Source organism: Methylobacterium sp. 4-46 (assembly GCF_000019365.1).
GTDB lineage: Bacteria > Pseudomonadota > Alphaproteobacteria > Rhizobiales > Beijerinckiaceae > Methylobacterium.
Window position 1 is genome coordinate 6,078,440 of sequence record NC_010511.1, and the last position, 20,923, is coordinate 6,099,362.

Sequence of the window (20,923 nt, forward strand, 5' to 3'; positions counted from 1 at the left end):
GCGCTGACCAGCTGATAATTCTACCAAACCTTGCCGCGCGGGGTTGGCCGGCTCACGAAGCGAGAGCCCGCGAGCACGAACCGCCACGGTGTCTCGACGGCTCGCGTGATGCCGATACGGCCGCTGGATGAGACCGTGACCGGCCGATCTCCCGCCAACATCTCGAACGGGGCGCGATCGAGTGGCCAGCCGTCATACTCACCCGTAATGGCGAGCGCCTCACACAAGCGGCCAGGCCCGGAGCAGAGGAGGCGGATGTCGCTCGTGCGCCGGCGCGCCCTCATGTTGTCGATCTTCTGCGTCGGCTCGAGCGCCCGCACGAGAACCGCACTCCCTGGCTCGCATACGATGTTCATGCACCAGTGCAGGCCGTAGGAGCGGTAGACGTAGGCGTGTCCCGGTAGGCCGAACATGCTGGCGTTTCGCCGGGTCGGTCCGGCGAAGCTGTGCGAGGCCGGATCGGACCGGCCGTAGGCCTCGGCTTCCACAATGACACCGCCCACCCCGTCGACCAGCAATTGGCAACCGATCAGGGCGGCGGCAACGTTGGCTGCTGGGCGATCGAACCAGGAGAGGTGGATCTGGGCCATTAGGGTTGGTAGATCAATTCATCCTGGAAGTGGTGCTGGTTCGAAGGTCGCACGGTCGGTTTCTCACGACGGAGATCGACGAGGGCGCAGTGCCCCCGTTTCCTCGCCCGATCAGCGACAAGCTGCGCTGTCGAGCCGGATCTTACACGTGGTTCTTTGGTGGTCGAGATCTGAAGTGTCGGATTTCCTCGCCCGAAGGAGCCCCTGGAGCCGCCTTGGCGTCAGATGCCGATGCGAGCCGAGGACGCGCGCTTTCCCGCCGAACTCGCGTCCGGCTTGTTCAGCAATGCGCCACTTCCGGACCTTCAATCAGGGTCGCCGGAATGGCCGCTCGTCACTCGGAACCCGACCTTTTCAGAATCTGCTAATCAGGTCTCCCCGGCGCGATCTACCCCGCATCCTGTACTCTCATGGCGTGGTAACAGGGCGCAGGTCGAGAGCGCCCGATGAGGCCAGACAGCAGCGACAGCCTCGTTTTCGGTGAGAGAGTGGACGGCACGATCGTCCACATCTCCGAGGTCGCCTCAGGCCTCGCATGTGGCTGCCGCTGCCCAGGCTGCGGGGCGCCCCTGGTTGCTCGCAAGGGCGAGCTGATCGACCACCACTTCGGCCATCACAGGGCAGCAGAAGGGTTCAGCTGCCAAACCGGGTCGGAGACGGCGCTCCACAAGTTCGCGAAGGAGTGCCTGGCCCGCCGCCTCGAATTGGCACTGCCCGCCTGGGAGGCGGCGAGCAGCGCAGGCAGTCGACAAGGTTACCCCGGCGGCGTGTTCCAGCTTGATGTGGCTATCCTGGAGCGCCGCCTTGGCGGCATCGTCCCCGACGTGATCGCGCGCCGAAAAGGGCGCGATCTGCTGGTCGAATTTCGTGTTGCGCACCCCTGCGACGCGGCCAAGATTGCGAAGCTCGTCGAGCTGAACATGGCCGCCGTCGAGATCGACCTGTCCTGGGCACCGCGGGATGTGAGCCGGGCGGGCTTGGAGGAGGCGGTCCTCAAGGAGGCCCCACGGCGGTGGCTGCACAACCCCAAGTTCCGGGCCCATGCTCCATCGCCCGAGAACTTCTCTCCGCCAAAGCCGTCCGCGGCGACACATCTCGCGTCCATGGTCCGCGCCTACCGTGCGGCCTGCGCGGAGGTCCAAGCCCTGCCCGTGAACTCCCTGGCGGCTGATCGCATCGTCACTTCCGGCCTCTCCCATGCCATCGGCATCGCGGTGCCGGGTTGCGGCTGCTTCGCGGTGGCACCATCCGACTGGCAAGCAACTATCCTGGAGCAGGTTCTCGACCGAGCGCTCGCAGGCGGTAGACCGGTGATTACCCCCGCAGACGCGCTTCGGCAGCTGAAGCAAAGGGACTGGGTCCGTTCCCGCTTCCTGCGGCTGACCACCGCCGAGGCCACCGTCCTGAGCGGCATCGAGCCCTCCTTCGCGCGGCCTGCTGAAGCCATCTCGGCCTGGGCGATGGCTGCGGCGTGGTCGGGCATTCTCATTCCGGCCGGCGGCAGCGATCGGTGGGCGCTGTGGCCTGGGACCATCTCGATGGTCCGGGACGTTCGCCGCTCTGGCTCCGCGACGATGACTTAACGTCTCGCTTACCGCCATGCCCGAGGCTGCCCCTCGACAGCAACAAAGGGGCAACCATGACTGACGTTCCTGGGATTGCAGGCGACCGCATCCGGTCGATTATCGAGCGGGTTGAGAAGCTCGACGAGGAGATCAAGGACCTGACCGAGGCCAAGAAGGAAGTGTTCCTGGAGGCCAAGAGCGACGGGCTCGATGTGAAGATCCTCAAGGAGATCATCAAGCTGCGCAAGCAGGATCAGGACGAGCGCGACGAGCACGAGACGCTGCTCGACGTCTACCTGCGGGCCATGGACGCGCCGAGCCAGGTGCCGAGTGCACAGGCAGCATGAGATCTCTGGAGCAAGCCTGACCTGGGTGCGCGAGCATCATGCTCGCGCGCACCGTTCCGGCTGTTCGACGGCTGGCCAGGAGAGCCACTCGCGCAGCTTCGTGTAGCGCCGCTTCGCCGCCCCACCGCGTACCGCCATGCCGATGGCCTTTCGCTGCCCGATCAGCACCACCAAGCGCTTGCCGCGCGTCACGCCCGTGTAGAGCAGGTTGCGCGCCAGCATGGTCCAGTGCTGAGTGGTGATCGGGATCACCACGGCCGGGTACTCCGAGCCCTGGCTCTTGTGGATTGTGGTCGCGTAGGCGGGTACCAGCGTATCGAGTTCGCCGAACGGGTAGACCACCTCGCGCGCGTCGAACTCGACCATCAGCGCTCCTTCATCGTCGTCGATGCGCAGCACCGAGCCGAGGTCGCCGTTGAACACCTCGCGATCGTAGTCGTTCTGCGTCTCCATCACTCGGTCGCCGGGCGCGAACTTCCAGCCGAACCGCTCAACCATGGCGGGCGGGCTCGGGTTCAGCACCGCCTGGAGTTCGTGGTTCAGGTTGCGCGCGCCCAGCACGCCCCGGTTCATGGGCGTCAGCACCTGAATGTCGCGAACCGGGTCGAAGCCGAACCGCTTCGGGATGCGCCGGGTCACCACCTCGATCAGCTTCGCCACGCCCTCCTCGGGCTCGGCGATCTCGATCAGGTAAAAGTCGGCCTCGTCGCCCGCTCTGGGCGGCTCCGGCATCTTGCCCGCGTTGATCCGGTGCGCATTGACGACGATCCGGCTCTCGGCCGCCTGTCGGAACACCTCCGTGAGCCGCGCCACCGGAACGCGCCCCGACGCGATCACATCTGCCAGCACCTGCCCCGGCCCGACCGAGGGTAGCTGATCGACGTCCCCCACCAGCAGCAGCCCTGAGCGCTCCGGCACCGCCTTCAGCAACGCGTTCATGAGCGGCACGTCCACCATCGACGTCTCATCGATCACCAGCAGGTCGCAATCCAGCGGGTTCTCCTCGTTGCGCGAGAAGCCGCCGTGCTTGGGGTCGATCTCCAGCAGGCGGTGGATGGTCTTTGCCTCCAGGCCCGTCTGCTCAGTCATCCGCTTGGCCGCGCGGCCGGTCGGAGCGGCGAGGAGAACGCGCACGCCCTTGGCGATCAGGATGCGCAGCACCGTGTCGAGGGTGCTGGTCTTCCCCACGCCCGGCCCACCCGTGATGACCGAGAGCTTGGAGGCGAGCATCAGGCGCACGGCTTCAGCCTGAGAAGGGGAGAGCACCTTGCCGGTCTTCTGCTCGACCCAGGGTCGCGCTTTGCCGATGTCGATCTCAGGCCAGGGCGGCGAGCCCGCCGCTCGGGCGATCAGGCGCTCGGCGATGCTGCGCTCGGCCGCGTGCAGGCCCTTCAGGAACACGCACGTCTCCTCCCCGACCGTGTCGGCGACCACCTCCTCGCCGCGCAGAAGCTCCTCAGTGATGGCGGCTCGGATCAGGTCCGGTTCGACCTCCAGCAGCTTCTGGGCGAGCACGGTCAGGCGCTCGGCGGGTAAGGCGCAGTGCCCCTCGTCCATGGCCGTCTGGAGCGCGAACGAGACGCCCGCCCGGAGCCGCGGCGGTGCGTTCTTCTCCATCCCGAGCTTCATCGCGATCGCGTCGGCGGTGCGGAAGCCAATGCCGCGGATGTCGCGCGCGAGCCGGTAGGGATCTTCAGTCATGACCTGAATAGCCTCATGGCCGTAGGTCTTGAAGATGCGCACTGCCCTGGCCGTGCCGACGCCGTGGGCGTGCAGGAAGATCATGATCTCACGCACGGCCTTCTGCTCGGCCCAGCCGGCTACGATCTTGGCCGCCCGCCACGGCCCGATGCCGGTGACCTCCCGAAGCCGGTCAGGCTCGGCCTCGATGATCTCGAAGGTATTCTCACCGAAGGTGGCCACGATGCGCTTGGCCATAGCGGGGCCGATCCCGCGCATGTGGCCCGACGCGAGGTACTTCTCGATGCCTGCAGCCCCGGTGGGCGGCGTGGCCTTCAGGGTGTCGGCCTTGAACTGGAGGCCGTGGGTGCGGTCGGTGATCCAGATGCCGGTGGCGGTGATCCACTCGCCCGCGCCGATCGCGGGTGCGTGACCAACCACCGGCACGAGGTCGCGCTTGCCCCGCGCTTGCACCTTGAGCACGCAGAAGCCGGTCTCGGGCGAGTGGAAGGTGACGCGCTCGACCGTACCCGCGAGAGCCTCGACGGGGTTGCTCCTCTCGACCTGCTTGGGCCGGACCATCTGGTTCATGTGTCCCCGCGGGACCCATGACCGGCTCCCGTCCCCTTCAGCTAAGCAGGGCCGCAACGCGCAATCCAGAGAAGCTGTCACGCCGTTGACGGGAGTTTAGTTCCTGATTCGTTCCTTAGCTACGTGACTCATCGCCGTTCCGCCGATCGTTCAAGCCGATGTCTCGGCCGCCCGCGGAAAAGGGGTATCGCCCTACCTTGTTGCTCCGTCCGCGATCTTACCTATCGCGGCAGCCCTCGACGCACTCTCGGTCGAGCAAACAGCGCGGAAGGAGCGGAGATGAAGGCTTTCGTCATGCGCGGCCCAGGCGGCCTGAACCGGCCGGAGATCGTCGAGCGGCCCGATCCCGGCCAGCCGGGGCCGGGTGAGGTCCGTGTCGCCCTGCACGCCACCTCGCTCAACTATCACGACCTACTCGTCGCGACCGGTCAGTTCCCGGCTGCCGATGGCCGCGTGCTGATGTCGGACGGCGCGGGTGTGGTCGAGGCGGTCGGCTCGGGCGCGACCGAGTTCAAGCCCGGCGACCACGTGGTCTCCTGCTTCTTCCCGCAGTGGCAGGACGGGCTACCGCAGACCGCGGTGGGCAGCTTCGCGGGCGTGCCGGGGGACGGGATCGATGGCTTCGCCGTGTTGCACGCGGTGCAGGCGGTTCACGCGTTCACGCATGCCCCAAAGGGCTGGAGCCATGCCGAAGCGGCGACCATCACGACAGCGGGCCTGTGACAGCATGGCGTGCGCTGGTCGGGGATGGCGGCCTAAAGGCCGGCGACGTCGTGCTGGCGCTCGGAACCGGCGGCGTCTCAATCGCGGCGTTGCAGATCGCCAAGCTCACGAGAGCAGCCGTGATCATCACCTCCTCGTCGGACGAGAAACTGGAGCGCGCCAAAGCTCTCGGCGCAGATCACGTCATCAACAACCGGCAGCACGCCGATTGGGGCGCGAAAACCCGCGACTGGACGGGTGACGCGGCGTTGACCACGTGCTGGAGATCGGCGGTCCCGGCACGCTGGCGCAATCGATCGAAGCGGTGCGGGTCGGTGGGCACATCTCTCTCATTGGTGTTCTGACCGGGCTCGGAGGCGAGGTGCCCACCGCCCTGTTGATGACGAAGCAGGCGCGGCTGCAAGGTCTGATTGCCGGCAGCCGCTGTCACCAGGAGGAGTTCGTGCCGGCGCTGAACCTGTCCACCAGCCGGCCGGTGATCGACCGCCGTTTCACGTTCGAGCAGTTGCCGGACGCGCTGCGCTATCAGGAGCGCGGGGCGCGCTTCGGCAAGATCTGCGTGGAATGGTAGCCGTTGAGTGGAAGCTGCGTTGCTGGCAAGATGCGCAGGGTCTCATGCGGTCGCTACATGGATGAGGCGAGGGGCGCCGGGCTGGACCTTCTACCGACAGCGACGTCGGCCCGCGCGGTGCGTCTGCTCCGCTCGTGAGGTACCCGCCCACTTCGCCGTGCCGACGTTCCGCGAATGATACAGCCGCCGGCACTCCGTCCGGATCAGCCCGTGGCACTCACAGCAACCCAGTAACCGTAATCCGGGCCTCCCACTGCTGCTTGGGTTCAAGAATAACGTACTGCTTGGATTCGGCACAATCGGGAAAGCCTCGCAGCCTCACAAATCGCTCCGAGACACAAGCTCCTTCTCTCAAGGACCGCGCTCATCTCCTTCCAGGCGGCTTCTCACGAGATCGACTACAAAATCGTAAACTTTAGAATTCCTAATGTAGTTAAACTTTGAATATGTGCGATAAAAAAGTTCCGTCGAAAATATTACCCGAACGAATGCATCCAGCTTCGTCTACGGCCACCAACTGATGAAAGTTCATGATCGACTTGGCGAGCTGGGTCTGACCACGTCTCGCCACGCCTTCGCGATTGGTGCGGAGCAGGTAAGGACTACCTTTACGATCGCGAGCGGCGCGGCGGGGAAGCTTCTCGCGTGGCGCCAAAGATAGTGCGGCGGCTGCGCGGGCGTCTGGCTGAGGCTGCAAGCCTATTACCTCCGGAGCTTGCCACCCAGGTTCGCGAGATCGATGCCGCGATCGTCCGCGATCAGTGGATCGCGGGCCTGCTCGGGCGGCGCTCTTACCGTTGAGGTGCGTCGACCGTGTTGTCACCGGCAACTGTTCCGGCCATGCTGAACGCCACACCGAAAGGCCGTCGTGGGTAGCCCGGAGGCTGTGATGTTGGAGGTGATCCGTATCGGCCCACTGGAACTCCGGTTCCTGCGCAGCAAGCACGAGACCAGCGGCAGCCTCGACATGTTCGAGATGACGGTGCCGCACGAGGGGCGGATGCCGGTCGCGCACTACCACCGCGATTGGGACGAAACCATCTACGGACTGATCGGCACCGTTACCTTCACGGTGGGTGGCAAGGACCACGCGGTTGGTCCGGGCGACGTGCTCTTCATTCCTCGTGGTGTGGTCCACGGCTTCGACAACCGCAGTGGCGCCACCGCGACGTGCCTGGGTGTGCTGACGCCGGGCGTGCTCGGACCGGAATATTTCCGCGAGTTGGCCAGCTTGGTTGCCGCAGGTCCGCCCGACGAGGCAGTCGTCCGCGAGATCATGCTGCGGCATGGGTTGGTACCCGCGGCCGACCGTTGAAGAGGGCATTGAGCGGGAACCCTCACGGGACAAGGTCCTGAAGCCACGCAGCGAGCGATCTTACGACGGCCGCTCCCATCAGTGGGTGGCTAACCACTCGCGCAGCTTCATATATCTACGCTTCGCAACTCCTCCGCGAACAGCGGTGCCAATGGCCTTGCGTTGGCCGATCAGAACCACCTGCCGCTTCCCGCGTGTAATACCAACGGCCTTGAGGGGTGACTCATGGCGCTTCCGCGGCTGGCGCTGACGTGATTCCCTGGCGTGGGGAGGACCCGCGCCATGCCAGCAGCGGTGAGACTCAGGGTGGACTTCACGGCGCGTGAGCTTCGCTATCACGCCACCGTGACAAGGAACGCCAACCAGAGTCGCAGACTGCTCGCGTTGGCTGGGATTGCCCCGTTTCTGTGGCTCTCCCGCACTTTGATATTGGTGGCGAATTCGGCGCGGCTCCTGCGATGAGAGGACGATCCGCGCGGCGCGTTGAGCGACGATGTGGCCCCAAGCCAATCAGGAGGGGGGCATGTCGCTCGACGTGAGACGGACGTATGTCGCGCCTGATCAGACCGCGCAGGTGGCGCGGGCGATCTTTCCGAACGGCAATCCGGTCATGCGCCTCTCCGACGACCTGCATCGGGTCATGGAGGATCACGACTTCGCCGACCTGTTCCCAGCGCGGGGACGACCCGCAGAGGCGCTGGTCCGGCTCGCCCTGGCGACCCTGCTGCAGTTCATGGAAGGGCTGACCGATAGGCAAGCCGCCGACGCGGTCCGCACGTGGATCGACTGGCGACTGTATCGCGGGTCAAGCCTTGGGAGGCGATACGACGGTTTGACCTCTTAGAAACAGGATGGCTGGCCCCGCCCGAGAGGCGTTCCAGCGTCGGGTTGTTCACCGTCGTGTGCGCGTCAAGGCTGGCGCTCCGCGCCATCGCGCGTTGCGCGACAAGGCCTTGACCCGCCCCCGCCGGCGAACGGTCATGAGGCGGAGGGTCGATGCGAGGCATCGACCCTCCGATCAAGCCAGCGATCACGCCAGCGCATGCTGGTGTTGCCCCGTTGTCGCCAGGGGAGCCGTCCCGGACGTCGCCTGACAAGTCACCAGGTCGCTCTGGTCGAAAGTTTTGTTGGCGCGGAGGAGAGCATTCGCCAGGGTCACGACGCGTCGCCCTGTGGCCACGATGGCGAGCTTGGCCGGTTTGCCGGCGTCTCTCATGGCGCGATAGGGTTTTCGGAAAGCGGGACAGGCGCGTGCGGCGACCATGCCGGCCATGTAGAAGGCAGTCCGCAGGCACGGCCGGCCGCCAGCGATGGCATGGCGGCCGGGATGGGCCCCGCTCTGGCTGGGATGAGGAGCCATGCCAGCCAGGCTCGCGGCGGCCTTGCGGTCGAGCCGTCCAAGCTCGGGCATATCGGTGATCAGCACGCCGGCGATGCGCCGGCCGATCCCCGGGATCGAGGTGAGGATGATGCGCTTACGGGCCAAGGCCGGGTCGGCAGCGATGCGCCGGTCGAGCTCGGCTTCAACCTCGGCACAAGTCCGCGTCAGGGCCTCGAGGACGGCCCGGTGGCTGTCGACGATCATCGGATCGAGGGCCTGGGCCAGCCGGGTCTTCTCCATGGCGATCAGCTCGGTGAGCTGGCGCCGGCGCGTCGACAGAGCCTTGAGGGTCACCTGGTCGGCCGTGGGAACCGGGCGCAGAGACTCGCTCATGCGATGAGCAAAGCGGGCGATCAGCGCCGCGTCCAGCCGGTCGGTCTTGGCGATCAGCCCCTCGGCAGTGCGGAAGGCCTTGACCCGTCGCGGATCAATCAGCGCCACCGTGAAGCCGGCGGCAACGAGGGCATGCACGAGAGGCTGAGCGTAAGGACCGATCGCCTCCAGGGCGACGCGAATGACGCCTCGTTGCCGCAAGGCCGCGATCAGGCGCTTGATGCCGGCCGGATTGTTGTCGCAGCGCATCGGCTTGCCGGCAGGATGGAAGCCGAGATCGAGGAAGTGCTTGCCGGCATCGATGCCGGCCACCAGTCCGGGACTGAGCATGGGCGGATCCTGTCCTGTACGCGGGCGTCCGCGCGAGCGGAGCCCCAGCGACTGTTCGGAGGAACGCGACAGGGCATCCGGGATCGTGCCAATCGGCGATCGCGGCACAGGCGTTGCTGAGCTACGCCTGCGTCGGACCGGAAATACCTCAGATCGCCGGACGCCCAAGCCGCACTGAAGCACGGCTCGTCGTCAGGTACAGGAAATACCTCCTGTGCCTGGAACTGCCTGACGCCGGTTTCGACCACACCGTCTTGAGCGAGTTCCGCACGCGCCTTCTCGCGCATGGGGCCGAAAGCCGGCTCTTCGACGCGACGCTCGCACTGGCACGAGTGCGCGGGCTCCTGAAAGGCGGTGGACGTCAGCGCAGTGACTCCACGCACGTCCTTGGAGCGATGCGGACCCTCAGCCGGCTCGAAGTTGTCGGGGAAACACTGCGCCACGCGCTGAACGAACTGGCGACGATCGCGCCCGACTGGCTCCGCACGTGCACGACCCCGACCTGGGTCGAACGCTCCGGGCTCCGAGCGAGCGAGTTCCGGCTGCCCAAGAGCCAGGCAGGACGGCAGGCGTGGGCGGTGCAGACCGGAATCGATGGGTTCACCTTGCTGGCTCTCGCCCCACCCGTCCTGCGTGACGCTGCGGCCCTCGAGACCCTGCGACGGGTCTGGGTGCAGAACTTCCTCCGCGAGGACGGGCCGGAGGGCACCCGTGTCGCATGGCGGACGAACCATCAGCTGCCACCATCGGGTCGATACATCGGCTCGCCGTATGACGGCGAGGCGCGCTACGCGAGCAAGGGCACGACGGTGTGGAGCGGCTACAAAGTGCATCTGACCGAGACGTGCGACGATGACGCGCCGAACCTGGTCACCAACGTCGAGACGACGACCGCCGCGGTCTCAGACGATGCGACGACCTCGACCATCCACGCGACGCTCGCTGCACGGGATCTGCTGCCCAAGATCCACATCGCCGACACCGGCTTCGTGAACGCGGCGCTGTTCGTTGACGCCCAGGCGCGCCACGGGATCGATCTGGTCGGCCCAACGCGGGGTGATCGGCAGTGGCAGGCCCAGGCCGGTGCCGGCTTCGCCGCACGGGACTTTGCCATTGACTTCGCTCGACGGCGGGCAACGTGTCCGGGCGGGAAGGAAAGCCAGAGCTGGACGCCCACGCTCGTCCACGGCACGACACCGGTGATCAAGATCAAGTTCGCGGTCCGCGATTGCCGGGACTGCTCGCCGCGGCCGTACTGCACACGCTCGCGGTCGGCCCGCCGGGCGATCACGATCCGCCCTGAAGCCCAACATAAGGCGTTGCGGGTCAGGCGGGAGCGGGAGAAGACCGCCGACTTCGCAGCCGAGTACGTCCGACGAGGCGGCGTCGAGGGCACGATTGCACAAGGCGTGCGGTCATCTCGGCTGCGGCGAACGCCCTACTTCGGACACGCGAAGACGCACCTGGCTCATCTGATGACGGCAGCGGCAATGAACCTGGTGCGACTACTGCGATGGCTCGCGGACGAACCAAAGGCTCGAACACGAAACTCATCCTTTGCACAGCTGCACGCGCTTGCAGCCTGACTTTGCCGAGCCGAATTCGCCACCAATATCAAAGTGCGGGAGAACCACCGAGCCGGGGCAATCCCAGGAACGGCTGGCGCGAGTTCGTGGTCGAGAGCGTCACGCCCGAGAGCGAGGCCATCCGCTCGCTCGTTCTCGTTCCGGCCAACGGCGGGCCGGTCCTGCACCACCAGCCTGGGCAGTATCTCGGCTTCCTGTTCGACCTGCCGGGTCACGGCGTGCTCAAGCGCAACTACTCGATCCCCTGTGCTTCGAACGACCGCGCCTACCGCATCACCGTCAAGCGCGAGGGCCAACCGGGCGAGCCGGCGGGTATCGTCTCGAACTGGCTGCATGATGAAGCTGGGCCCGGAACAGTGCTGCGCGCAGCACCGCCGGCGGGTGATTTCTATCTGGATCGAGCGGCCAAGGATCCGGTCGTGCTGGTGAGCGGCGGCGTCGGGCTCACGCCGATGATGAGCATGCTGGAGACGATCGCCAGGACCACGCCCGAGCGGCCGACCTGGTACGTTCACGGCGCCCAGAACGGGCGCGTGCACGCGATGCGGGATCAGGTCCGGGAACTCACGGCAAGCAACGAGAACCTGCGCCTGCACACCTTCTACGCGGAGCCCGCGGCGGGGGACCGGCCAGGGGAGCACTACGATGCGCAGGGGCTGATCACCGCGGAGTGGCTGGTGGGGCAGACGCCCCACGAGGCGGCGACCTACTACCTGTGCGGTCCCGAGCCGTTTCTCCGCGCGCTTGTGAACGGATTGCGACGCGAGGGCGTTCCGACCGAGCGGATCCGGTTCGAGTTCTTCGGCCCGGCCGACGAGCTGCTGGAGCAGCAGGCAGCCTGAGTGCGACGGCGCCGCTCCGCCGGAGGGCGGCGCCGCTTCCGGGGAGGATGCTCATGGAGTTCGCGCGCATCGTTGCCGATGCCATTCTGGCCGGATCAGCGGACGCCGTCGTCGCTTCCGACCGCGACGGCATCATCCGTGTCTGGAACCCCGGTGCAGCCCGCATTTTCGGCTATACGGAAACCGAGGCGGTGGGCCAGTCGCTCGACATCATCACGCCCGAGCGGCTGCGCAAGCGCCACTGGGACGGCTACCACAAAACCATGGCGACGGGCGAGAGCCGCTACGGCGAGGGCGCCCTTCTGTCAGTTCCAGGCGTTTGCAAGGATGGGCGGCAGATCTCGGTGGAGTTCACCATCGTGCCTCTCAAGGATGAACAGGGCGCGATGACCGGGATCGTCGCGGTCATGCGGGACGTGACGGTGCGGTTCACCGAGATGAAGGTTCTGCGGGAGCGGCTGGCGAGGGTGTCCGGGTAGCTTCGTGGCAGAACCCAGCGTCGCAGTCATCGAGCCATCGTGGGGAGCACCACGGCCGGACTGCAGGCAAGACACCCGGGACGCTGACGGAGTTCGCCGGCCGCGGGCCGAGCGCGTTGGGCGAGTACAGCTCGCCACCCTGCTTCACGCACGAGCTCGACTCGAGCTTCCTTGGTGTTGAGGCCTGTGGGGAGCAGAATTCCCCACCACTACTCCAGAGCTGCGCAGCGGACTGGCCGACCGTCAGGTAGTGGTGGAAGGAGACTCGGGCCGCCCTGATCGCGCGGCGCATGCAGATCTTGACCCAGGATCGGGAGGCTTGGGGCCCGTATCAGTCAGGGGCTCAGAGCAGCACTCGCCCCTGCATCCGGCAAGCTGATCGGCTTCTACTGGCCCTTTCGTGGCGAGTACGACGCGAGACCTGCCCTGACGGTGCTCTTCGCGCTCGCCCGTCTCGACACGATCCCCCTCAGCCGCACGACATGCCCATGGACGGTCATCGTTATGGAAGAGCACACGCAGTTGGCTCCCAGGCTGTCTGCCTGCCGAGAAAGACAGCACCATGGGCCGCCCGGTACCTACGTTGCCGCGCCGCCCCAGCGCTGCACCCGAGTGCAGAGCACCGGACTGGGCCAAGCCGCCGACGTACCAGGGCCAGGCTTCGTCCCAATTGGACCGGCGCCAGTGCGCCGGAGCCTCTCTCGAAAGCACACGGACTACGCCTCCGGTGTCATCCCACTCGCATAAGGCGCTGTACGGAACCGATTACGGAATCTGCGGACAGTTTCCGGAAGACCTCGGAGGCGGTCCGGCCGGGGCGCCAGTCGAGACCGAGTAGAACGGCTTCCCGCGACCCGGGCCGCGCTGGTGGATCATCTTGGTTGATTTACGACGGCCGGACACGCCCGCGGGGCGCGGAGGGGGTGGAATGCAACCGCTGGCAAGGACCGATTATCCGCACCACGCGTTCAGAGACTCGTTCGCGCAGGTGGACTTTCCAGAGGTTCTTGACCATCTATCATCCCAAGAGGGAAATCAGGACGCTCTGCCAGCCTCCTGATATCACTAGGCCAGTAGATTTTGCCGCCACAGCTGATACGTACTGTGGGATTAAATACGTAATCTTGCGCAAGAAAAAACAGAACGGCCTCTGAGAGCCTCTCAAAGGCTCGTGTTCGGCTGCTGATACCAGCCTCTCTACTTTGAGTGCGCGTCTCTGGCCAATGACATACGGCGTAATGGTTCCAGTCCAATTTGTCGTGCATCGAGGTTTTCCCGGTCCGGACTGCAAGTTACGGCAATACTGACCAATCTTCTCATCCCAGCAGAAGTGTCCACAGCACTCGTACCGTTATTGATTAACAGAAAATGCCAATTTTGGTGGCGCATCTCGCTCCCAAGCTTCGTGGTTTCTGCTAAGACACTTGAGCGAAAAGGGAGGCGGCTGCATGACGCCAGAGCAAAAGCGGCTGATGGCTTATCTCGACGTTGTCGATGGATGGGTGACGCTTTTCGAGCTCACGGAGGATCGCTGTCTGCTGCGCGATGACGACCTGTTTGTCCTTAGTCTCGTTGCAAGAGGTTGGGTCGATCACGACGTCTGGGGCGGTGCGGTCCGCATCAACGAGGCCGGGCGCGCTGCTTTCGAGAGGGCGTAAGCGGAAGTTGTTCACCGCCTCTGTCACTGGTGGGCCCGGCAGGACTTGAACCTGCAACCACACCGTTATGAGCGGCCGGCTCTAACCATTGAGCTACGGGCCCCAAAGCGAAACCCCACCGGTCGGTTTTGATTTCACCGTCCCGGCGACGATAGCAAGTGGAGGGCTAGTTGCAACCTTCTCTCGTCCCGAAATTCAAAGGGCCGCCGGGCAGCAACGTTACCAACTGCCTCGGATCTGTAGGGACGGATCCATCGCTCGACCATCGTTGTCCTAACGCGTGGTGCTTTGCGCTCGTTTCGCGGCTCGTGCTTGGCAGCTGGGACGGCGAGAGTGCTGGGATGCTTCGACATGCCCAGCATCGATGAGCCTACGTGGTTAACACGTGGTTTATGTCTGATGGCTCCCCGGGGAAGCCCGACGCGCATGGAGCGCAGAACCGGATCGCGCTACGGACGGCGATCACGCTGACCCACCGGACGAAAAAGCCCGCCCGGTGGGCCGCCGGGCGGGCTGGTACGGTAGACAGACGTAGCGTGTTTGCCACGCGGCCAGGACTGGCCGCGGCAGCGTGATAGCTCGGCAGCCTTGCCTCGGGCTTCCCGCCCGCCCCAAGCCTGCACCCGGCCACCCCGGCGGGTGACCTTGCTCTCGTCGAAGAGCCGATCGGTCATCACCCGGGCCTGGACCTTCATGCCGTCGTGGGTGTGGACACGCACCGTGCCGCAGCCCTGCTGGGGCTCGGCATCGGCCGGAACGGTCAAAGCGATGCTGCCGTTTGGCTCCCACAATTTCGGGAGCCCTAAATAGGAACTTGCTATGCCAGCGTGCAAAACTCTGATCTAATACACGCTCAGGTTTCATCCCTGAGGGACGGCGAAGCCGGTCTGCAATTCATATGAAGATGCTCGCTCTACCCGTCGCGCTTGCCGCCGTCGCCCTGGCGAGTGCTGCCCCTGCCGAGGCCCGAGGCTGCATCAAGGCAGCCCTGGTCGGCGGTACAGCCGGTCACGTCGCCGGCCATCATGGCGTGCTCGGAGCCGCTGCCGGGTGCGCGGTGGGACGGTGGCACGCCAACCGCACCAGCTCGGTGACCAGGGGCTCGCGCACCAGGAACGCGTCCCACGTCTACTGATTGTCCTGCAATCGATGAGCCCGTCAGGATCGGGCGGGCTATGGGCTGACGCCCCGGCTCTACCAGTCGGGCGAGACGGCGCGGGTGGGCCGGGTGTCGAAGTGCGGGGACGCGATGATGCGGGCGGCGCTCTACGAGGCGGCCCTGGTGCTGCTCACGGGGTGGCGGGACCGCTGGAGCACGCTCAAGGCCTGGGGCATGGGCGTGGCCAAGCGCCGGGGCATGCAGAAGGCCGTTGTGGTGGCGGCGCGCAAGCTGGCCATCGTGCTGCACCGCATGTGGCGGAACGGGTCGGACATCCGCTGGTCGGCGGCTCAGGCGGCCTGAGACACCTGCATCGATCACCAGCAACACCGAGCTCCTCCGGCGTGGAGGAGGTCCCTGCGAGGACGACGGGAGCGGGCGAGACCGGGGAAACTGGAGCGACGGCGCCAGCCGATCGCGCGGCTTAGAGAGCTAAACAGGAAACTGGGTGACGGCGGCGGTCAGGCGGCGCGGTGATCTGGGCTCGCAGTGACCTCGGTCCCATCTCGGAAGGTGACACCCGCCACAACCTTCGGCAACTGGTTCTCGCCCTTAAGCCGCCGCCAAGTTTTTGAGGCCGCCATCACCAGCTTGAACACCATCAGCTTGGCGGTCGGGGCGAGAGCGCGCCCTTGGTGCGCACCGTGCGGTGCCGGACCGTGGCGAACACACTCTCAATCGGGTTCGTGGTCCGAAGATGATCCCAGTGCTCAGCGGGCATGGCGTAGAAGGCCAGCAGGGCTTCGCGATCCTTCGTCAGACACTCCACTGCTCGGGCGTATTTGGCTCCATATTTCTCGACGAAGACCTCATGTGAGACCTTGGACTTGGCTCGGATGGGCGCGCTGTGGATCTCGCGCAAATCAGCTTTCATCGTTCGCTGAACGGATTTCGGCACCTTGTTCAAGACGTTGGCCGACTTGTGCAGCCAACAGCGCTGATGACACGTGCCGGGGAAGACCTCGTCGAGGGCCGTCCAGAAGCCCAGCGCTCCGTCACCCGCTGCGATCTCGGGCGCGAGGCTGAGCCCCCGCCGCTTCACATCCACCAGCAGTTCCCGCCAGCTCTGGGCACTCTCCCGCCCCCGACCTGAAGCCGACCAACTCCTTCTTGCCCTCGGGCGTGGCGCCGATCAGCACCAGCATGCACTCGGCCCGCTCCTCCATCCTGGCCTGCAGTAGACGCCGTCCGCCCAGACGTAGACGGAGTGGCGGGCCGCGAGGTCACGGGCTTGCCAGCGGGCGTACTCGTCCGCCCAAGTCGCGGTCAGCCGGGTGATGACAGCCGGCGACAGGTTCGGGGCGTCCTTGCCCAGGAGGGCGGCGAGTGCCTCCTGGAAGTCGCCGGTCGAGATCTCGCGCAGGTAGAGGACCGGCAGGAGAGCATCCAGGCTACGCGTGCGCCGCGCCCACTTCGGCAAGATCGTCGAAGAGAAGCGGATCCGCTCCTCAGAGCTGGTCGCGCCGCGGTCACGGATGCGCACCCGCGCGACCGACACCGAGCCGATTCCGGTCTGGATCTCGCGTTCCGGGCCGTGCCCGTGGCGCACCAAGCGAGCGCGTCCGTCCGGCAGCCGCAGGTCCTGGATGGCGATGAGGAAGGCTTCAGCCTCCAGTTCGACGGCCTGGGCAAGCAGGTGGCAGGCGCCGGCCCGCAGCACCTCCGTCAGGGGATCGTCGATCTCCTCAGGCTGACGAAGGCGGACGACGTTGGTAGAATGCTCATAGGCGTATCCGCTCTCGCTGAGAGGTCCTGGCAGGCTTCGACACCCCGCCTCGATACGCCGCCTTCATGCCAAGCGCGTCACCCATTCTCCCGCATAGCTCTGCTCGAGGCCCTTTCAGGCTGAGCTACGCCGTGCCGCAACAAACTTGCAAACACAGGCCGGCACATCGCGAACGAGAACAGCCGGCAAGAGTTTACAAGCTTCTCGAGACAACGCCGAGCGCAAGCACAGCGTACGCGCCGATGAAGAACCAAGTCCGGTACTTCATCACCGTTGGGCCGATTGTTGGAATGCGCATGTACAGGCTTGCAATGGCAAGCCCGATCAGCACGAGGGACAGCAAGAAGGTCAGAATGCGCGGTGGCGAGAGGCTGAGCATGATGTCATTGTAGCGATCTCCGGTTGAAGAGTGGTGAAGCGGTTCGGCCTCCCGCGGGCAGGACCTGCAGGAGCAAGCCGATGCCGGTTGCCGCTGACCTCTCCCCGCGCCTCGCCCGCTGTGCCGCCCTCCTTTGCTTGGTGACCGCCGCGCTGGCTGACGACGGCCGCGGGCTCAAGCGGGGTGGCGACCCGAACCAGGTCAGCATCTCGGGCCTGTCGTCAGGCGCTGCCATGGCCGTACAGTACGCCGTGGCTCATTCCGCTTCGGTGACGGCCGTGGGCGCCGTCGCCGGACCGCAGTGGGGGTGCGCCGGCGGGAGCGTGTCACGGGCGATCAATGACTGCATGTGTGGCCGGGCCGCGCTCACCCCAACGATCAACACCGCGCGTCAGCTGGCCGCCAGAGGCGCAATCGACAAACTCACCTTGGGCAGGCCCCAGTCACTGAGGCGTGCATGGGTGTTCCAGAGCCCTGCTGATGAGACGGTCTCATCGCGCTCAGGGGAGGCGGACGCAACCTTCCTAACAGCCTTCATCGGCACCGCTCCCGAGGTCGACCGCGGCAATGCCGTCGATGGGAGTGATCGAGCCGGCCACGGCATCATCGCACCCGGCGGCAGCGACACCTGCGCCTTCGACGGCACGGAAACCAGCTATGTCCGGCACTGCGGTGCGGAGGATAACGCGGGAAAGATGTTTCAGACGCTGTTCGGAGAAGGCTCTGCGTACAACCCGAGCGACCGAGCAGGTGATGTTCCCGAGGCAGAGTTGTGGTCATTCGATCAGAAGCGCTTCATCGAGCAGGCCAAGGCCCGAGGCGTTTCCGTGGCGGACGACTACTACAATCCGTTTTGGTTCTGGTGGCCGGCCAGCAGCGCACGACGGCAGAATTTTGATATGGCGGAGAAGGGCTACATCTACGTCCCTCCATCCTGCCGTGCTGTCGGAAGCGCCTGTCGAGTGCACGTGGCACTGCACGGCTGCAAGCAGGATGCGAGGGTCTTCGCATCGAAGGCCGGCTACAACAACTGGGCGGAGCGCTACAAAGTCATAGTTGTTTACCCGGCGATCGCGCCAGGTGAGCCGGTCGCAGGGACTGTGTGCCGTTCGCCGGCTGTCGACCCGTCGCTCGACGCGGCCTGGGCTGAGCCCAATCCGAATGGTTGCTGGGATTGGTGGGGCTACCTCGATACCTCCTCTCAGCAAGGTCGGTATCTCACCTCAGAAGCTCCGCAGATGCAGGTACTTAGGGCTATTATCACAGCCGCAACCGCATCGCAAGCAAACTAGATGCGCATGCTCAGATTGTTTTCAGGCTGTAAGTGAATATATAGTATTACCGGAAACTGCTGCTTTAATGAAGTTAGTAAATTGTATTTGAGTTATCCTATTCGCAATATTTCATTCATAAATCTTTTTGTTGATGCGTTCGGAGTGCGTTGCTTCCCGAACGCATCATTTTACCCTCGACTTCGACGATCTGGCTAACAATTTTAGCTGCGCGCTATTGCTGCGGAGGCGTCAGTGTGCAGGCCCAGAAGGCTTGTCGATCTGAACGTCAAACTGGAGCACCTGCTCGAACTGCGCCGCCTTCCGGTACTGCCGGTCTCCACGCCACGAGGGCTGCCTCGCGTCACCCGCAAGCCGCGTCTCCATCAGGCCGAACCAGGTCAGCGGGCGTAGCACCCGGCTCTCGAAAGCGAAGCCGGCGTAATCCGTCGGGCCTGTGTCCAGCTCGGGATACCACACCGTGCAGGTGCGCATCAAATCCTCACGGACGAACCAGCCCTGTGCAGCCACTGACAGGCACCACAGTACGAGACCGATGTGGTTCTGCGGCCAAGCTTCTACAGGCACTCGATCGAAGTAGCCGAGGTTGATGCGCCAGAACACGGTCGCGAATAGCACCCGGAACAGCTCGCTGGCCTGATCCTCACGGGCGAGGATCTGACCCATCTTGCTCGCCAACAGCCGCTTCTCTCGTTTGCGCAGCAGCTTGGCGGTCTGGGCGGTCAGGCGAGTGATCTCGACCGGCATCACGTCGGCTTCGTTGAGCACCTTGTTCATGATCAGCACGTCGGCCTTGTCGTAGCCCGGCCAGGTTATGGCATCGAAGATCGCCCGTGTGTCGGCCCGCGAGAGCGCGCCTGTGGCCGTGAGGGTCAGACCTCCGAGAACCTGCGCACGCTCCAGCATCATGCGGGTGGTCGCGATCAGCGGCAGGTCCAGCAAACTTGCGCTATTCGGGTCAGGACGGATCGTGATCGCCGAGGGCGGGCTCCCGCCAGGCCGATCCAGGAGCGCATTGATGCTCGACCGGGTCAGCAGCGACCAGGCGGGCGGACTGATGATCGCGACCATGCAGAGCTTTGTGCCATCGCCCAGCGTGCCTGGCTAGGCAGTGGCGCTGCCCAGTTCGTGCCATGGGGCGGCTTCGGGTTGTTTTCACAGCACGATCCGCGAACACTGGCCTCACGATCTTGGCACCACATATGGCTGTGCGTTCGCTCAGGACGGAGGCTACGATGTTCCTGGCTCGGTTCTCCTACGATGTTCTACCGACCGACCGGCAGCAGGCTATCGAGCACATCCGACGTGAAATCGAGGCAGCGCGGACGAGCGGCCTGAAAGCTCGTCTTCTCATCCCACTCACACGTGGCCAAAACTGCCCGGCCCTGCAGTTCGAAATTGAGCTCACCAGCCTCGATCAACTCGATCAGTTCCGCCGAGGCGGTGTGGGCTCGGCGAGTGAGACGGGTGAATGGATGCGCTCATTCAGCGACATCCTTCGAAGCCCACCGCTGGTTGAGATTTTGCGGGCGGAGGAATGACAACGAGGCGCTATCACGGGAAGCACTCGCATGCGCGCTCTGCGCAGGGTAGGACTGAGGTCGAACAGTTCACCTCGTACGCTGGCCACTGACTGTCGCCCGAAATCCTTCACGTTGCGAGGATGCGGACGGCGGAGATCTGTTAGGCTCCCGCCTTCACGGGGAAGAGGTGACGATGCGGCCACGAGCGCCACGACCAGACTCGCTGCAGAGCATCGCAGTCCTCGAGATCCTTGAAGCTCTTGATCACCAGCACGGCGACGCGGGTGTTCCGTTCAAGGATTTGGAGGCTGCGGCACGACCGCGGCTGCCGTTCCGGGCTCTGACAGACGCTCTGAACGCCTTGGTCAGTGGCGGGGCGGTCGCCCGAGTGTGTGAGAAGCCAGCTCGCATTCGGATTACGCCCGGTGGACGTTCCCTACTCGACGAGTACCGATAGACCGAGACTTGTACGAGGAGGACAAGTGGCACGGCCAGCTCACGAACCTGCGTCAGACCAGGATGGGATGTGACGGAGGAGCCTTTCGGCCCCTCTGTACGGACGCTCAGCATTCGGCCCGGATCATTGGGCAGGGAGGAACTGATGAAGGGATTGACGCGTCGCGGCTGGATCGCCGCCTCGGCGGGCGGCATCGTGGCCGGATTACCGAGCGTCGCCCTCGGCCAGGGTCGCAACTGGCCCGAGCGGCCGATCCGGCTCGTCAGCCGTCCAAAAGGCATTGGCCGAGGCAGCGATGCTGGAAGCGGCAAACAGCGGTCGCATGCGCTGCTTGGCCTCGCGCAGCGACGCCGACCACAGCTCCAACGTGGTCTCCAACGAGGCTCAGGGCATCAG

Annotated in this window: 15 protein-coding genes, 1 tRNA gene and 6 pseudogenes; 14 read left to right on the top strand and 8 right to left on the bottom strand. The window is 65.1% G+C overall.

Annotated features, from left to right (window positions below):
- Nucleotides 1-20 precede the first annotated feature (20 nt).
- Nucleotides 21-590 carry a DNA-3-methyladenine glycosylase gene (locus M446_RS26775; RefSeq protein ID WP_012330759.1) on the bottom strand — a complete coding sequence of 190 codons (570 nt, stop codon included), beginning with the start codon at nt 588-590 and terminating at the stop codon, nt 21-23.
- Between the two features lie 488 nt (nt 591-1,078).
- Between M446_RS26775 and M446_RS38320 the strand changes: the two genes are divergently transcribed.
- Both M446_RS38320 and M446_RS26785 read left to right on the top strand, forming a co-directional pair.
- Nucleotides 1,079-2,173, top strand: a complete 1,095-nt coding sequence (locus M446_RS38320; protein WP_168169173.1) for a hypothetical protein — start codon at nt 1,079-1,081, stop codon at nt 2,171-2,173.
- A gap of 56 nt (nt 2,174-2,229) precedes the next feature.
- Nucleotides 2,230-2,502 (top strand): DUF2312 domain-containing protein, encoded by a 273-nt coding sequence (locus tag M446_RS26785; RefSeq protein WP_012335237.1) that lies wholly within the window; start codon nt 2,230-2,232, stop codon nt 2,500-2,502.
- 36 nt (nt 2,503-2,538) lie between these two features.
- On the opposite strand, the gene M446_RS26790 is transcribed toward M446_RS26785, so the two are convergent.
- A complete protein-coding gene (locus M446_RS26790) occupies nt 2,539-4,773 on the bottom strand; it encodes an ATP-dependent RecD-like DNA helicase (RefSeq protein WP_012335238.1) in 2,235 nt (744 codons plus the stop codon).
- A gap of 279 nt (nt 4,774-5,052) precedes the next feature.
- Here M446_RS26790 and M446_RS39505 point away from each other — a divergent pair, with 279 nt between their 5' ends.
- The 4 genes and pseudogenes from M446_RS39505 to M446_RS26805 form a co-directional block, all read left to right on the top strand.
- Nucleotides 5,053-5,496 (top strand): alcohol dehydrogenase catalytic domain-containing protein, encoded by a 444-nt coding sequence (locus M446_RS39505; RefSeq protein WP_322597448.1) that lies wholly within the window; start codon nt 5,053-5,055, stop codon nt 5,494-5,496.
- 119 nt (nt 5,497-5,615) lie between these two features.
- Nucleotides 5,616-6,067: pseudogene (locus tag M446_RS39510) on the top strand (zinc-binding dehydrogenase).
- Nucleotides 6,068-6,956: 889 nt separating this feature from the next.
- A complete protein-coding gene (locus tag M446_RS26800) occupies nt 6,957-7,382 on the top strand; it encodes a cupin domain-containing protein (protein ID WP_012335239.1) in 426 nt (141 codons plus the stop codon).
- Nucleotides 7,383-7,905: 523 nt separating this feature from the next.
- Nucleotides 7,906-8,175, top strand: a pseudogene (locus M446_RS26805) (transposase); the annotation flags it as partial.
- Nucleotides 8,176-8,412: 237 nt separating this feature from the next.
- Here M446_RS26805 and M446_RS26810 read toward each other — a convergent pair.
- On the bottom strand, nt 8,413-9,426 hold the full coding sequence (locus tag M446_RS26810; RefSeq protein WP_012332367.1) for an IS110-like element ISMtsp9 family transposase: 1,014 nt from the start codon (nt 9,424-9,426) through the stop codon (nt 8,413-8,415).
- Nucleotides 9,427-9,629: 203 nt separating this feature from the next.
- Here M446_RS26810 and M446_RS26815 point away from each other — a divergent pair.
- The 4 genes and pseudogenes from M446_RS26815 to M446_RS26830 form a co-directional block, all read left to right on the top strand.
- Nucleotides 9,630-11,012 (top strand): annotated as a pseudogene (locus M446_RS26815) (IS1182 family transposase); the annotation flags it as partial.
- A gap of 68 nt (nt 11,013-11,080) precedes the next feature.
- A pseudogene (locus tag M446_RS26820) lies at nt 11,081-11,854 on the top strand (nitric oxide dioxygenase); the annotation flags it as partial.
- A 53-nt stretch (nt 11,855-11,907) separates the two neighbouring features.
- Nucleotides 11,908-12,333 carry a PAS domain-containing protein gene (locus tag M446_RS26825; RefSeq protein ID WP_012335242.1) on the top strand — a complete coding sequence of 142 codons (426 nt, stop codon included), beginning with the start codon at nt 11,908-11,910 and terminating at the stop codon, nt 12,331-12,333.
- 1,448 nt (nt 12,334-13,781) lie between these two features.
- Nucleotides 13,782-13,991, top strand: coding sequence for a hypothetical protein (locus M446_RS26830; RefSeq protein ID WP_012335243.1), 210 nt, complete (start codon nt 13,782-13,784; stop codon nt 13,989-13,991).
- 27 nt (nt 13,992-14,018) lie between these two features.
- On the opposite strand, the gene M446_RS26835 is transcribed toward M446_RS26830, so the two are convergent.
- Nucleotides 14,019-14,094 (bottom strand) — tRNA-Ile (locus tag M446_RS26835).
- Between the two features lie 795 nt (nt 14,095-14,889).
- Between M446_RS26835 and M446_RS39190 the strand changes: the two genes are divergently transcribed.
- Both M446_RS39190 and M446_RS26840 read left to right on the top strand, forming a co-directional pair.
- Complete coding sequence (locus tag M446_RS39190; protein ID WP_083784741.1) at nt 14,890-15,126, top strand: hypothetical protein; 237 nt, start codon at nt 14,890-14,892, stop codon at nt 15,124-15,126.
- A 33-nt stretch (nt 15,127-15,159) separates the two neighbouring features.
- A pseudogene (locus M446_RS26840) lies at nt 15,160-15,453 on the top strand (transposase); the annotation flags it as partial.
- A gap of 298 nt (nt 15,454-15,751) precedes the next feature.
- On the opposite strand, the pseudogene M446_RS26845 reads toward M446_RS26840, so the two are convergent.
- A pseudogene (locus M446_RS26845) lies at nt 15,752-16,810 on the bottom strand (IS256 family transposase).
- Nucleotides 16,811-17,069: 259 nt separating this feature from the next.
- Complete coding sequence (locus M446_RS26850) at nt 17,070-17,255, bottom strand: hypothetical protein (RefSeq protein ID WP_012335244.1); 186 nt, start codon at nt 17,253-17,255, stop codon at nt 17,070-17,072.
- An 80-nt stretch (nt 17,256-17,335) separates the two neighbouring features.
- Here M446_RS26850 and M446_RS35905 point away from each other — a divergent pair, with 80 nt between their 5' ends.
- Nucleotides 17,336-18,547 (top strand): PHB depolymerase family esterase, encoded by a 1,212-nt coding sequence (locus M446_RS35905; RefSeq protein WP_012335245.1) that lies wholly within the window; start codon nt 17,336-17,338, stop codon nt 18,545-18,547.
- A 231-nt stretch (nt 18,548-18,778) separates the two neighbouring features.
- On the opposite strand, the gene M446_RS34340 is transcribed toward M446_RS35905, so the two are convergent.
- Nucleotides 18,779-19,618, bottom strand: a complete 840-nt coding sequence (locus M446_RS34340; protein ID WP_012335246.1) for a hypothetical protein — start codon at nt 19,616-19,618, stop codon at nt 18,779-18,781.
- 164 nt (nt 19,619-19,782) lie between these two features.
- On the opposite strand from M446_RS34340, the gene M446_RS26860 reads away from it, so the two are divergent.
- Nucleotides 19,783-20,088, top strand: a complete 306-nt coding sequence (locus M446_RS26860; RefSeq protein ID WP_150108736.1) for a hypothetical protein — start codon at nt 19,783-19,785, stop codon at nt 20,086-20,088.
- 643 nt (nt 20,089-20,731) lie between these two features.
- Here M446_RS26860 and M446_RS39195 read toward each other — a convergent pair.
- Complete coding sequence (locus M446_RS39195) at nt 20,732-20,893, bottom strand: hypothetical protein (protein WP_265576680.1); 162 nt, start codon at nt 20,891-20,893, stop codon at nt 20,732-20,734.
- Nucleotides 20,894-20,923: the final 30 nt, after the last annotated feature.

Excerpts from the sequence above, each read along its gene's own strand:
- M446_RS26775 (WP_012330759.1), bottom strand. The coding sequence starts at position 590 with ATGGCCCAGATCCACCTCTCCTGGTTCGATCGCCCAGCAGCCAACGTT.
- M446_RS26785 (WP_012335237.1), top strand. The coding sequence starts at position 2,230 with ATGACTGACGTTCCTGGGATTGCAGGCGACCGCATCCGGTCGATTATC.
- M446_RS26790 (WP_012335238.1), bottom strand. The coding sequence starts at position 4,773 with ATGAACCAGATGGTCCGGCCCAAGCAGGTCGAGAGGAGCAACCCCGTC.
- M446_RS39505 (WP_322597448.1), top strand. The coding sequence starts at position 5,053 with ATGAAGGCTTTCGTCATGCGCGGCCCAGGCGGCCTGAACCGGCCGGAG.
- M446_RS26800 (WP_012335239.1), top strand. The coding sequence starts at position 6,957 with ATGTTGGAGGTGATCCGTATCGGCCCACTGGAACTCCGGTTCCTGCGC.
- M446_RS26810 (WP_012332367.1), bottom strand. The coding sequence starts at position 9,426 with ATGCTCAGTCCCGGACTGGTGGCCGGCATCGATGCCGGCAAGCACTTC.
- M446_RS26825 (WP_012335242.1), top strand. The coding sequence starts at position 11,908 with ATGGAGTTCGCGCGCATCGTTGCCGATGCCATTCTGGCCGGATCAGCG.
- M446_RS26830 (WP_012335243.1), top strand. The coding sequence starts at position 13,782 with ATGACGCCAGAGCAAAAGCGGCTGATGGCTTATCTCGACGTTGTCGAT.
- M446_RS39190 (WP_083784741.1), top strand. The coding sequence starts at position 14,890 with ATGAAGATGCTCGCTCTACCCGTCGCGCTTGCCGCCGTCGCCCTGGCG.
- M446_RS26850 (WP_012335244.1), bottom strand. The coding sequence starts at position 17,255 with ATGCTCAGCCTCTCGCCACCGCGCATTCTGACCTTCTTGCTGTCCCTC.
- M446_RS35905 (WP_012335245.1), top strand. The coding sequence starts at position 17,336 with ATGCCGGTTGCCGCTGACCTCTCCCCGCGCCTCGCCCGCTGTGCCGCC.
- M446_RS34340 (WP_012335246.1), bottom strand. The coding sequence starts at position 19,618 with ATGGTCGCGATCATCAGTCCGCCCGCCTGGTCGCTGCTGACCCGGTCG.
- M446_RS26860 (WP_150108736.1), top strand. The coding sequence starts at position 19,783 with ATGTTCCTGGCTCGGTTCTCCTACGATGTTCTACCGACCGACCGGCAG.